The sequence below is a fragment of the Aequorivita aquimaris genome, from assembly GCF_001573155.1.
Classification (GTDB): Bacteria; Bacteroidota; Bacteroidia; order Flavobacteriales; family Flavobacteriaceae; genus Aequorivita; species Aequorivita aquimaris.
This window is the reverse complement of sequence record NZ_JRWG01000004.1, coordinates 279,859-293,214: the sequence shown is the minus strand read 5'-3', so window position 1 is coordinate 293,214 and position 13,356 is coordinate 279,859. Positions and strand designations below refer to the sequence as shown.

The window sequence follows — 13,356 nt, the reverse complement described above, 5'->3', positions numbered from 1 at the left end:
TATTTTTGAACTCATTAAGAAATAGTCTTTCATGATAAAAACAGATATTCTCATTATCGGTGCAGGACCTACGGGTCTTTTCGCTGTTTTTGAAGCAGGATTACTTAAACTTAAATGTCATTTAATTGATGCACTTCCACAAGCCGGTGGGCAGTGCACTGAAATATATCCTAAGAAACCTATTTATGATATTCCTGGTTTCCCGGAAGTACTTGCTGGTGATTTGGTAAAAAATCTGATGAAGCAGATTGAACCATTTCAGCCTGGTTTTACCCTCGGTGAACGTGCAGATACAATTGAAAAAATGGAAGATGGCACTTTCATAGTTACTACAGATAAAGGTACAAAACATCATGCCCCTATTGTTGCGATTGCAGGTGGATTGGGAAGTTTTGAGCCACGAAAACCTCCAATTACCAATCTTTCAGACTTTGAAGATAAAGGAGTGGAATACATCATCCGCGATCCTGAATTATATCGAAATAAAAATGTAGTTATTTCCGGAGGGGGTGATTCGGCCTTGGATTGGAGCATTTTCTTGACTGATGTTGCTAAAAGTGTAACGCTTGTTCACCGAAGAAATGAATTCCGCGGCGCTTTGGACAGTGTTGAAAAGGTACAGGAATTAAAAAACCTTGGAAAAATTGAACTCATAACTCCTGCTGAAGTTATCGGTTTGGTGGGAAATAATCGTTTGGAAGAAGTAGTTATTAAGCAAGGTGCTGAGGTTTTCAACCGTGAGTGCGACCATTTTGTTCCGTTGTTCGGCTTGTCGCCAAAACTCGGCCCAATAGCCGATTGGGGCCTTGAGATTGAAAAAAACGCAATTAAAGTAGATAACACTTTAGACTATCAAACAAACATTCCCGGCATCTATGCCATTGGTGATGTAAATACATATCCGGGAAAGTTGAAGTTGATTCTTTGCGGCTTCCACGAAGCAACATTGATGTGCCAAAGCGCCTACCAACGCATATTTCCAGACAAACGTTATGTAATGAAATATACTACCGTTGGCGGTGTGGAAGGTTTTGATGGAAGTAAAAAGGAAGCGCCAAAAGCTATTGTTAAATCAATTGATTAATTGATGACCGACGTAAAAATTACTATCATAGACCGTCAAGGTGTTAAGCATATGGTTGACGCGCCAACGGATATGAATATGAATCTAATGGAAATAATTCGTTCATACGAATTGGCTCCAGAGGGAACTATAGGCATTTGCGGTGGAATGGCGATGTGTGCGTCCTGCCAATGCTATGTGTTGAGCGATCACGAACTTCCCGAAATGAGTTATGATGAAGATTTAATGCTTTCTGAAGCTTTTAACGTAAAAGAAAACAGCCGTTTGGGTTGTCAGATTTTTATAAAAGAAGAACTCGACGGGTTGGAAGTGGAACTCGCACCTGAAGTTTAACGAAGTATTTTCAAAACTTCATCCATCATTATTTCCACAAATTTTTTATAAGTAACTTTCGATGGGTGTAAGCCGTCTGAAGCAACCAATGTTGGATTTCCCAATCCTTGCTGCGTAATCGGGGTGATATTTTTAAAATATACTCCTTTTTCATTCGCAGTCTCTTCCGCAAAAGCGTTATATTTTATCAATTCCGAAGTAATTTTTTCACTTTTCCCAGATTTCTGTCCAAAATGTGTAAAAGCATAATCAGGAATGGAAAGTACAATCACGTTTTCTTTTTTGCCTTTTGCGAAATCGATAGCCATATCCAGTAATTTTGGGAATTCCTCTTCGTAAAGCGAAAATGGTTTACCTTGGTATTGATTGTTTACACCAATAAGCAATGTTACCAAATCATGATCTTTGGAAGGATTTTCAGCAGCAATCGCGCTCAATAAATCTGTAGTTGTCCAGCCTGTTTTAGCAATTAATTTTACAGATGTTTTTTCTTTTAGAACACCATTTAAGCTATCCGTTAATTGCTTTGGATAATTGCAGTTTCTGCAAACACTCTCACCAATGGTATAACTATCGCCGAGCGCTAAATATTTATAGGAATCTTTCTCTGAAGAAATATCCTTTTTTGAAATAGCACAGGAAAATAATGAAAAAGAAGCGAGCAGAATTAGGAGTGATATGGATTTCATTCTGTAAGATTTTTTTTATTCAGTTTTGTAGTCGATCAATTTTTGCGGTCCTTCCAGCAATACGTGTTGAACTTTTAATGTGCCGTCTTCGGTGGTGGAAATTTGCCATTTCACCAAGGAAATCTCCCCGTTTTCTATTTCCAGTCCAGTTATACTTCGGGGGTGTACACAGCTTCCGTCATTAAAAAGAGCTATGTCACCAGGTTCGGGAAAGCGCGGTCTGTGGGTATGGCCAATAATGGTAAAAATATTTTTGTTTTCAACAATCCACCGCTTGGTTCGTCTTTCAACTTTAATGAGTTCCTTGTAATTTTTTGCTGGACTTGTGGGATCGCCAATACCGAAAATCTGCAATTGCCGCCATAGTGCCCGCACCATAAAACGGTTAAATTTCCAGCCTACGTAGTTCATCCAATCGGCTTGGTGACCGTGCATCATAAAAATTTCCTGTCCCGTTTTTTCGTGCTCCAAAATAAGGCCTTCGGTAAATTTAATACCCGGAAAGAGAGGTGCGTCCTTACCTGTAATTTTATCGAAATAGGTGTAAAGTGTTTTTTCAACAAATTTTTGGTTCATATAAACCATGTCGTGATTTCCAACCACTCGGTACAATCTATTTTCTGCATAAAATAGCTTCATCAACTCGTACACATTTTGATGGGCTTCAAAAATATCCTTAAAAAATAGGTTTTCCCACAACTCGTCACCATCTCCTATCTCACAATAGGTAAAACCGTTTTTGTAATAATCCTGTAATGCGTGAAAGTAAATGTTCCTGTTATTGGCAAAATCATCCGCAAAACTGTTGTCGCCCCGATGGCAGTCGCTAAAAACTATAAACTTTGAGTCGTCATTAAACTTTATGCGACGGGCAGTTCTGTAAGCTCGGGACATTCGGTTTCTAGAAGACATTTATCAATTGTTTTTTTAAAGATACAATTTGAAACAGTACGACAGTAATGGGAAATAAAAAAAGCTTCCCACGTGGAGAAGCTTTTCAAAGAATCAATTTTTTTATTGATTAACTAACTTTTTACCGTGGATGGGGCAAAAAATATATTTACCTGAATATAATTTACCGTCCTCATTACATTTTTTCTCAAGTAATAAACTATTTAATGGAAGATCCACCGTGCGCTCAAAATCACCTAGTTTTATGGTTAGTACGCCACTGCCTAAGGGATCTACTGGTAACACTTCGTTGCCTCGAATGCTTTTATAAAGAACAAAATGTATATTGTTGCCCATCTGCCCAAGCATATTGCCAAGCATAGGCTGAATTATCATAAAGAAATTTGAAAAATCTGCTGATATCTCCTCTTTTGGTACAATTATTAAATTTTCCCCTTTATAATTAATTACTAGTTCCTTTAAAATTGCTTCTTCAGGGTAATAGGTTATTCCCCCAAAATGACCAATCTCTCCCTTAACAACCCCAAAAAGTTCGTAATCTTCAAAAATTTCATTTAATTCCATAAAATCTTCTTTAGAAGAAGTGGGGTCCTGTGCATAAGAAACTTCCCAAAATTTTCTGGGCAACCACCAAATAAATTCAAACATCTGTGTATTGTCACTACTGAATTGGGTATCGTTCAGTAAAGCGTCTAAGCTTACTTGTTCATTCTCTTTTGCCTGCGAAAAGCCTAAAAGCGGCAAAAACAGAGATATAATAAAAAAAATAAAGTTTCTCATTTATTGAAACGCATTTAAACCAGTAATATCAAGCCCAGTAATTAATAAATGGATATCGTGCGTTCCTTCATACGTAATAACGCTTTCAAGGTTCATGGAGTGGCGCATAATACTGTACTCACCGGTAATGCCCATTCCGCCCAAAATCTGTCTTGCTTCTCTGGCTATGTTAATTGCCATATCAACATTATTTCTCTTTGCCATTGAAATTTGTGCGGAAGTTGCCTTGCCATCATTTCGCAAAACGCCCAAACGCCAAGCTAAAAGTTGGGCCTTGGTAATCTCGGTAATCATTTCCGCCAATTTTTTCTGCTGAAGTTGGAACTGGCCAATTGGCTTGCCAAATTGCATTCGCTCTTTGGAATAACGAAGCGCCGTGTCATAACAATCCATCGCAGCGCCAATGGCGCCCCAAGCGATTCCGTATCGTGCGGAATCAAGGCAGCCAAGTGGCGCCCCCAAGCCTGATTTATTCGGAAGTAAATTTTCCTTCGGCACTTTTACGTTGTCAAAAATTAGTTCGCCGGTTGCTGAAGCACGAAGTGACCATTTATTGTGCGTTTCAGGAGTTGAAAAACCTTCCATCCCGCGTTCCACAATTAAACCGTGGATTCTTCCTTCTTCGTTTTTTGCCCACACTATGGCAACCTGTGCGAAGGGAGCATTGCTGATCCACATTTTGGCGCCATTCAAAAGGTAGTGGTCGCCCTTGTCTTTAAAATTAGTGGTCATCCCGCCCGGATTGCTGCCGTGGTCCGGCTCGGTCAGGCCGAAACAGCCCATCCATTCACCCGAGGCAAGTTTTGGCAAATATTTTTTGCGTTGTTCCTCGGTCCCGTATTTGTAAATAGGATACATTACCAGCGAAGACTGCACGGAAGCTGTACTGCGAACGCCGCTATCACCGCGCTCAATTTCCTGCATAATCAAGCCGTAGCTAATTTGGTCAAGTCCGGCACCGCCATATTCCTCGGGAATGTACGGGCCAAAAGCACCAATTTCAGCAAGGCCGCTGATTATTTGTTCTGGGAATTCAGCTTTTTGGGCGTATTCCTCTATAATGGGCGATACGTCGCGCTTTACCCAATCACGGGCGGCTTGGCGTACCAATTTGTGTTCGTCTGAAAGTAATTCGTCAAGATTGTAATAATCGGGAGCTTCGAAAAGATCTGGTTTCATCTATAAGTATTTAAAAGGAATACAAATGTAGAAATCACAAGCTTAAAGACCTACATTTTCAGGTAAAAATCCTGCACCAGATTTTTGTAATCTTCGGTATAATTATGGCGTGAAGTTTCAATGGTAAGGTTTTCTATTTTTGGGGAAATCTTTTCAAAAGAAAACTCAAGCATACTTCTTTTTTCTTCGGAAGTTTCAGTGCCGCGAACCCTGCAAATCCTATTTGGAAACAGATTTACTTCTGAAGCCATTTTTATGAAATCTTCTTCTTCCTTCCGCGGAATGATAACCGCAAAAACCCCCTCGTCTGAAAGTAAAAGCGAAGCGCTTTCAATCAATTCATCAAAAGGAAGCGCATCGTTAAAACGCGCAATGTCACGAATTTCATTTGAAGTTTTGTAATCTTCGGAGTAAAACGGCGGATTGGAAATAATAAGGTCGTATTTGTCCTCAATTTCTTCAACAAATTCTTCCAAAGAAGCGTGGTAACAAAAAAGCCTATCGCCCCACTGGGAATTTTCAAAATTATCAACGCACTGTTCATAGGCGTTTTCATCAATTTCAAGAGCGTCAATCATTTCGGCATGGGAGCGTTGCGCTAATTGCAAAGCGATAATGCCAGTGCCAGCGCCAATATCCAAAATTGAAAACGGATTGTTTTTTAAGGAAACCCAAGCCCCGAGCAAAACACCGTCAGTGCCAATCTTCATCGCACAACGGTCTTGATCAACAGTGAATTGCTTGAATTTAAAAGGCTTCAATGGATTTTAGATTTTCGATTAACGATTGCTGATTGAAGATTTTGGAATTTGGGATTTACTTTTTGGAATTTATTTGGAATTTGGTGCTTGTAATTTGGAATTTCCTGTTAAAGGTACATTTCTATCAATCCTTCCGGCACATCCAAAAGAATGGTTTTCTTTTCGCGATCCACTTTTTTAATGAAATGGTCAATCATCGGAATCAATATTTGTTTTCCGCTGCGGTCAATTTCAAAAAGTGCTTGTGAAGTAGTATCGTTTACGCCAGTAATTTTCCCAATTATTCCAAAGGATTCATCTTCGGCGGTAAAACCAATGATTTCGTGAAAGTAAAATTTGTTTCCTGTAAGTTTTGGTAAAAATTCCAAGGGCAGATAAAGATGTGCGCCAATCAAAGCATCTGCTTCTGCTTCGTTTTTTACCTCTTCAAAGCGTACGCGAAGCAATTCACTTTTGTGAAGTGAACTTTCTTCAATAAAAAATGGAATCAGGTTTTTGCGTTGTTCCACAAAAACCGATTCCATTTCAGTAAAAAGTTCGGGTTCGTCCGTATCAAGTTTTATGAGCAGTTCCCCCTTAAAGCTGTATTTTCTAACGATTTTGCCCAAGTAGAAGCAATTCTCCTTTTGCATCGTTTTAAAATTTATGCTTCTTTTTCGTCTTCTTTGGCTTCTTCAGCAGCAGGATTTTCTTCCTTTGCTTCTTCAGTTTGAGCCTCAGTAGCTGGAGCTTCTTCAGTCGCAGTTTCAGCAGTTGCTTCTACTTCTTCAGTTGCTTCCTCTTCTGCAGCAGCAGCAGCGGCAGCGGCATCAGCAGCGCGCTTCTCACTTACGGCTTTTTCGGCAGCAAGTTTTTCAGCTTTAGCTTTTTCCTTGGCCTCAGAAAGACTCGCTTTCTTATGGTCGATTGATCCTTTTTTGGATTCTAACCACTCGTTGAATTTTGCTTCAGCTTGCTCTTCGGTCAAAGCGCCCTTACGAACACCACCAGCAAGGTGGTTTTTCATTAAAGCTCCTTTGTAAGAAAGAATAGCACGGGCAGTATCTGTAGGTTGTGCTCCATTTTGAAGCCATTTTACAGCGCTGTCCACATCAAGTTCAATCTGTGCAGGGTTTGTTGTTGGATTGTAAGATCCTATTTTTTCAAGGAATTTACCATCTCTTTTTGAACGGCTGTCTGCCGCGATGATCCAGAAATAAGGCTTACCTTTCTTTCCGTGTCTTTGTAGTCTGATTTTTACAGGCATGTTTAAATTAATTTTTGGGGTTCCCGACCCCGGTTATAATTAAGGACGGCAAAGATAGTATATTTTCTTTTTGAAATTCAACCAATTAAAGTTTTTATTTTACATTTGTCAAAATCCCTAAATACCCCTTAACCGATGAAAAAGTTTCTATTTGTTCTTTTAGCTACAGTGTCGCTTATTTCTTGCGAAGATACACAGACCAATGAAGTTGCCCTCCAAGCTAAAGTAGATGACAGGTTATATACATCAACAGACGCACGTGCCGCACTAAATGAAGATGGTACACTTACAATACAAGGCTTTAATGATGAAGAATCCATGACAATTCAACTTTCGCGTTTAGGCGAAGGTAATTTCACCATTGGAGAGGGAAGTCCTAATTATGCTGTTTATGAAGATATGGGTGGCAGCATATATACCACTAATCCAAACGGCGAAGGCGTAGTAACTATTTCAGAACTTAATGAAACGAATAAAACACTTTCGGGAACTTTTAATTTTAATGCCTTCTTGCCTGGTATAGATACTATATATGTTTCTCAAGGTACCTTATATAATGTTTCTTATACAGGCGGAGATATAGTAGATCCCACCAATGCAGGCTTATTTAGCGCAAAGGTTGACGGAAATCAATTTATACCTGTAACCGTTTCTTCCCGTAATACAGGAAATACCATCATAACTTCCGGAAGTACTGCCAATGCCACCATTGTAATTTCCGTTACAGCTAATGTTGAACCTGGTGATTACACCTTGCCAAGAGGAGGTTTTGCCGCCAAATACCAAGGCGTTACCGGACCCGAAGATACTGTGGAGGGGCTTGTCACTATTTTGGAACATAACATTTCTGAAAAATCAATTAAAGGTACTTTTTCCTTTATAACAAACCGCACAGATATCACCGAGGGTCAATTTGATGTTACTTATTAATTAACATTTTACCTTATATTTCACGGCAAAGGTTAAACCTTGTTAATTTACACTAAACTTAGGTTAATAATTCGTTGAAACCCCTTTATTCATGGTATATTAGGGTATATCCGAATGAAGTTGAACAGTTGTCTTTAGAGGAGTAATTATGATGAAGAAAAACAACTGTATAATTTAAAACGAAAGAGATTATGAAGTTTACTGAAAAAATGTCGAACAAATTAAATGAACTGTTAGAGAAGAATTATGACGCCGAGAAGGGTTATAAGAAAGCTGCGGAAAAAGTGGATAACACAAAACTGAAGCAATTCTTTAACGAACAGGCCCAAAAAAGATATGACTTCGGTCACGAAATTAAGACTGAAATCAAAAACTACGGTGAAACGCCAGACAAAGGCGGAAGTACCACCGGCGCTCTGCACCGAACTTGGATGGATATTGAAACCGCATTTTCTTCAAATAACGAAGAAACCATTTTAGAAGAAGTGCAAAAAGGTGAAAAAGCCGCTGTTGAAGAGTACAATGAAGTGATTAAAGACACTACATTGCCGCCCACCACACAGCAAATCCTGACCAAGCAGCGTGATACCATTCAAAACGCTTGGCAAAGTGCCAAAAACTTTGAAGCCGTAGTATCCTAATAATTTGAAAAAGAAGACCAAAAGACCGTTTTCGGAATTTCCGAAAGCGGTTTTTTTATTGTGAACAACTCGTGATAATTTAACTTCCCAAAAGCTGTTGGTTTTTCTATTTTTACTTCCTCTGTTAAGTGTTAAGTGTTAAGTGTTAAGTGTTAAGTGTTAAGTGTTAAGTGTTAAGTGTTAAGTGTTAAGTGTTAAGTGTTAAGTGTTAAGTGTTAAGTGTTAAGTGTTAAGTGTTAAGTGTTAAGTGTTAAGTGTTCACGCTCTTAACCCAAAATCCTGAAATCAACAATCGTTAATCGTTAATCGTCAATCTAAAATCTTCAATCCCAATGTATTTAATCTTCGATACAGAAACCACAGGTCTTCCCAAACGCTACAACGCGCCCGTAAGCGATAGCGACAATTGGCCACGCTGTATCCAGATTGCGTGGCAGTTGCACGATGCTATGGGGAATTTGATAGAGCATCAGGATTATTTGGTAAAACCAGATGGTTTCAACATCCCTTTTGATGCCGAAAAAATCCATGGAATTTCTACCGAATTGGCTACGACCGAAGGAATTTCCTTGGAAGAAGTCGCTGAAAAATTTCAAGATGCACTTTCAAAAACCAAGTTCATCGTCGGCCAAAATGTAGATTTTGACGTAAACATTATGGGTGCTGAATTTTTCCGATTGGGAATTGAAAACCCATTGCCCAAATTACCCGTTTTGGACACTTGTACCGAAACCACCGCCCAGCTTTGCCAAATTCCCGGCGGGCGTGGCGGAAAGTTTAAATTGCCCACTCTTACTGAGCTTCACGAGTTTTTGTTTAACGAGCCTTTCGCCGAGGCACACAACGCCACCGCCGACGTTGAAGCAACTACTCGCTGCTTTTTGGAATTGGTGCGCCGCCAGATTTTTACGAAGGAAGAACTCGACGTGCAGCCAGATTATTTCGAAAACTTTTCCGAAGCAAATCCGCAGCCAATTGAATTGATTGGGCTGGAGCATATAAATCTGAAAAAAGCTTCGGATAGTATCCGAAAGCAAATGCAGGCCGCTTCGGAGACGCAGGAAATCTCTTCAGAAGAAATAAAGGAGAACATCGCCACACTGGAGGATGCACCTTTTGTTCATCTTCATAATCATTCACAGTTTTCCATTCTGCAATCCACTTCCAGCACGATGGATTTGGTAAATGCCGCCGTTGAAAACAACATGCCCGCCGTCGCCCTCACCGATTCCGGCAATATGATGGGCGCTTTCCACTTTGTGCAGGCCGTTGCCAATTATAACAAATCGCTCGCCGATTTGCCGAAAAATGAAGAAGATGAAAATCCCCCACAACCCATAAAAGCAATTGTTGGCTGTGAATTCTTTGTCTGCGAGGACCATTTAAATAAAAATCATAAAGACAACGGCTACCAAATCGTGATGCTGGCCAAAAATAAAAACGGCTACCACAATTTGGCAAAAATGGCTTCCATCGCTTACACCGAGGGTTTTTATTACGTACCGCGAATCGATAAAAATATAGTTGAAAAATACAAAGAGGACATTATAGTTTTAACGGGAAGCCTATACGGCGAAGTGCCCGGAAAGATTTTGAACATCGGCGAAAACCAAGCTGAGGAAGCTTTGCTATGGTGGAAGGAACAGTTCGGCGAGGATTTATATGTTGAGATTATGCGCCACAATCAGGAAGATGAAAGGCGTGTAAACGACGTGCTAATCGAAATGGCAAAGCGCAACAATGTAAAAATCGTAGCCTGCAACAACACCTATTATATAAAGAAGGAAGACGCCAACGCCCACGACATTTTGCTGTGCGTAAAGGATGGCGAAAAGCAGGCAACGCCCATTGGTCGTGGCCGTGGCTATCGCTACGGTTTGCCAAACCAGGAATATTATTTCAAATCGCAGGATGAAATGAAGGCCTTGTTCAAGGACCTTCCCGAAGCCATTTTGAATATAGACGAAGTGGTTTCAAAAATCCAGCCCTTCTCTTTGCACCGCGATGTTTTGCTGCCCAATTTCGGCATACCGCAGGAATTTTTGAACCCCGAGGATATCGATGGCGGCAAGCGTGGCGAAAACGCGTATCTACGCCATTTAACTTACGAAGGTGCCAAGAAACGCTACCCAGAATTATTGGAGGTTTCCTACGAAGCCTTGACCGATTTTGAAATTCCCGAAAATGCATCGCAGCGCGTAAAGGAAATTAAGCAACGCCTCGATTTTGAGTTGGAAGTAATTGCGAACACGGGCTATCCCGGCTACTTTTTGATTGTGCAGGATTTTATTTCGGAAGCCCGAAAAATGGGCGTTTCCGTTGGGCCGGGCCGTGGTTCGGCGGCGGGAAGTGCGGTGGCGTATTGTTTGGGAATCACAAATATTTGCCCAATTAAATACGATCTTCTTTTTGAGCGTTTCCTAAACCCAGATCGTGTGAGTATGCCCGATATCGACATCGATTTTGACGATGAAGGCCGAAGCAAGGTTATGGATTACGTAATCAACAAATATGGCAGCAACCAAGTGGCGCAGATTATCACTTATGGTACCATGGCGGCAAAATCCTCCATTCGCGATACCGCGCGGGTTTTGGATTTGCCGTTGAATGAAGCCGATCGGATTTCGAAATTGATTCCAAATATGACCAAACTGAACAAAATTTTCGGTTTGAGCGATGCGGAATTGCGAAGCCGTTTCCGAAGTGATGAGCTTCCGAAGGTAAATGAACTTTTAAACCTTTCCGAAGGAAGTGATCTGGAAGCCCAAACCATAAACCAGGCAAAAATTCTTGAAGGTTCTGTCCGCAATACGGGAATCCACGCCTGTGGTGTAATCATTACGCCCAGCGATATTACCGATTTCGTACCCGTTGCCACGGCAAAGGATTCCGATCTGTACGTGACCCAATTCGACAACTCGGTGGTGGAAAGTGCGGGCCTTTTGAAAATGGATTTCCTCGGTCTGAAAACCTTGACGCTTATAAAGGACACGGTAAAACTTGTAAAACACAAACACAACGTTGATCTGGATCCGGATACCTTTCCGCTCGACGATGAAAAAACCTACGAGCTTTTCCAACGAGGGGATACCGTTGGGATTTTTCAGTATGAATCTGCCGGAATGCAGAAATATATGAAGGAACTAAAACCCACGGTCTTTGCGGATCTGATTGCAATGAACGCGCTGTACCGTCCGGGCCCGATGGAATACATTCCAAGTTTTGTTCGCAGGAAACACGGTGAGGAGGAAATTGAATACGACCTTCCCGCGATGGAGGAATATTTGAAGGAAACCTACGGAATCACGGTCTATCAGGAGCAGGTGATGCTTTTGTCACAAAAATTGGCAGGTTTTACCAAAGGTGAAGCCGATGTTCTGCGAAAGGCGATGGGGAAAAAACAAAAAGCGGTGCTGGACAAAATGAAGCCGCAGTTCGTAGCCCAGGCCGCCGAAAAAGGCCACGACCCCGAAAAACTTGAAAAAATCTGGAAGGATTGGGAAGCCTTTGCAAGTTACGCTTTTAATAAATCGCACTCTACTTGCTACGCTTGGATTGCCTATCAAACGGCCTATCTAAAAGCCCATTATCCCGCGGAATATATGGCAGCGGTGCTTTCCAATAATATGAGCGACATAAAACAGGTAACCTTTTTTATGGACGAATGCAAGCGGATGGGATTGACCGTTTTGGGTCCCGATGTAAACGAATCCTTCCACAAATTTACGGTAAACGACCAAGGCGCCATCCGTTTTGGAATGGGCGCCGTAAAAGGCGTGGGCAGCAGTGCCGTGGCAACGATTGTTGAAAACAGAAAGGATGGAAAATACAAATCGGTTTTTGATTTGGCGAAGCGGATTGACCTGCGTTCCGCAAATAAAAAAGCTTTTGAAAATTTAGCACTTGCAGGCGGTTTCGACAGTTTTGATACCCACCGCGCACAATACCTGCACGATGATGGCGATGGAGTGATGTTTATTGAAAAAGTACTTCGCTATGCAGCAAAATATCAGGAAACGCAGAATTCTTCACAGGTAAGCCTTTTTGGTGATGCCAGCGAAGTGCAAATTCCCGAACCCGAAGTTCCGCCCTGCGAGGAATGGGGCACCATGAAAAAGCTGAAGCAGGAAAAGGAAGTGGTGGGCGTTTATATTTCGGGCCATCCGCTGGACGATTTCAGAATAGAGATGGAAAGCTTTACAAATTGCAAGGTTTCGCATTTTAACCATTTGGAGGATTATCTCAATAAAGAACTGTGTTTCGGCGGCGTGGTGAGCGATGTGCAGCACAGGGAATCAAAGGCTGGAAAGGGCTGGGCCATTTTCACCGTCGAGGATTATGAGGACAGCTACGATTTCAAAATTTTTGGGGAAGAGTATCTAAAATGGCGCCATTTCTTGGTTCCGAATAGCTTTATTTATGGTCGCGTTTTTGTAAAGGAAGGTTGGACGAACCGTGATACTGGTAAAAAAGGCGAACCGCGACTTCAATACAACAGCATCCAATTGCTTCACGATGTAATGGAGACCCACGGAAAAAAATTAACCATTACCATGCCTTTAAATGACTTAAGGGAAGGAAAGATAGATTCGCTCAAAAACCTTGTAAAAACCCACAAAGGTGAAAAGCAATTGTTTTTTGTAGTATATGAAAACGAAGAAAAAATTCATCTCACTATGCCCAGTAGAAAACATAAAATAAACATATCAAAGGAATTGCTGGATGAACTGGACAGAGAGCAGTTGCATTATAAGTTGAATTAATAATAGAATTAACCAATACAATCATTTCCTAAACATAT

General features: G+C 41.0%; 12 protein-coding genes. 5 read left to right on the top strand and 7 right to left on the bottom strand.

The features are described 5' to 3' along the window. Positions 1-31: 31 nt before the first annotated feature. Positions 32-1,084 (top strand): NAD(P)/FAD-dependent oxidoreductase, encoded by a 1,053-nt coding sequence (locus LS48_RS08690; protein ID WP_062622035.1) that lies wholly within the window; start codon positions 32-34, stop codon positions 1,082-1,084. A gap of 3 nt (positions 1,085-1,087) precedes the next feature. Continuing rightward, positions 1,088-1,417 (top strand): 2Fe-2S iron-sulfur cluster-binding family protein, encoded by a 330-nt coding sequence (locus tag LS48_RS08685; RefSeq protein ID WP_062622033.1) that lies wholly within the window; start codon positions 1,088-1,090, stop codon positions 1,415-1,417. On the opposite strand, the gene LS48_RS08680 is transcribed toward LS48_RS08685, so the two are convergent. The 7 genes from LS48_RS08680 to LS48_RS08650 all read right to left on the bottom strand — a co-directional run bounded on the left by LS48_RS08680 (position 1,414) and on the right by LS48_RS08650 (position 6,984). After that, entirely contained in the window at positions 1,414-2,106 is a 693-nt protein-coding gene (locus LS48_RS08680; protein WP_062622031.1) for an SGNH/GDSL hydrolase family protein, read from the bottom strand. The genes LS48_RS08685 and LS48_RS08680 overlap by 4 nt on opposite strands. A gap of 15 nt (positions 2,107-2,121) precedes the next feature. Beyond that, positions 2,122-3,018, bottom strand: a complete 897-nt coding sequence (locus tag LS48_RS08675; RefSeq protein ID WP_062622029.1) for a metallophosphoesterase — start codon at positions 3,016-3,018, stop codon at positions 2,122-2,124. A 102-nt stretch (positions 3,019-3,120) separates the two neighbouring features. Next, complete coding sequence (locus LS48_RS08670; protein WP_062622027.1) at positions 3,121-3,798, bottom strand: cysteine peptidase family C39 domain-containing protein; 678 nt, start codon at positions 3,796-3,798, stop codon at positions 3,121-3,123. Continuing rightward, positions 3,799-4,977 carry an acyl-CoA dehydrogenase family protein gene (locus tag LS48_RS08665; RefSeq protein ID WP_062622025.1) on the bottom strand — a complete coding sequence of 393 codons (1,179 nt, stop codon included), beginning with the start codon at positions 4,975-4,977 and terminating at the stop codon, positions 3,799-3,801. It lies immediately after the preceding gene. 50 nt (positions 4,978-5,027) lie between these two features. Next, complete coding sequence (locus LS48_RS08660) at positions 5,028-5,738, bottom strand: tRNA1(Val) (adenine(37)-N6)-methyltransferase (protein WP_235811021.1); 711 nt, start codon at positions 5,736-5,738, stop codon at positions 5,028-5,030. Positions 5,739-5,845: 107 nt separating this feature from the next. After that, positions 5,846-6,370 carry a ribosome maturation factor RimM gene (gene rimM, locus LS48_RS08655; protein ID WP_062622021.1) on the bottom strand — a complete coding sequence of 175 codons (525 nt, stop codon included), beginning with the start codon at positions 6,368-6,370 and terminating at the stop codon, positions 5,846-5,848. A gap of 11 nt (positions 6,371-6,381) precedes the next feature. Beyond that, positions 6,382-6,984 carry a 30S ribosomal protein S16 gene (locus LS48_RS08650; RefSeq protein ID WP_062622019.1) on the bottom strand — a complete coding sequence of 201 codons (603 nt, stop codon included), beginning with the start codon at positions 6,982-6,984 and terminating at the stop codon, positions 6,382-6,384. A gap of 135 nt (positions 6,985-7,119) precedes the next feature. Between LS48_RS08650 and LS48_RS08645 the strand changes: the two genes are divergently transcribed. The 3 genes from LS48_RS08645 to dnaE all read left to right on the top strand — a co-directional run bounded on the left by LS48_RS08645 (position 7,120) and on the right by dnaE (position 13,318). Next, positions 7,120-7,914: a DUF6252 domain-containing protein gene (locus LS48_RS08645; RefSeq protein ID WP_062622018.1), complete on the top strand. Its 795-nt coding sequence runs from the start codon at positions 7,120-7,122 to the stop codon at positions 7,912-7,914. A gap of 191 nt (positions 7,915-8,105) precedes the next feature. Next, complete coding sequence (locus LS48_RS08640) at positions 8,106-8,555, top strand: ferritin-like domain-containing protein (protein WP_045081307.1); 450 nt, start codon at positions 8,106-8,108, stop codon at positions 8,553-8,555. A 332-nt stretch (positions 8,556-8,887) separates the two neighbouring features. Continuing rightward, positions 8,888-13,318, top strand: coding sequence for a DNA polymerase III subunit alpha (gene dnaE, locus LS48_RS08635; protein WP_062622017.1), 4,431 nt, complete (start codon positions 8,888-8,890; stop codon positions 13,316-13,318). Positions 13,319-13,356: the final 38 nt, after the last annotated feature.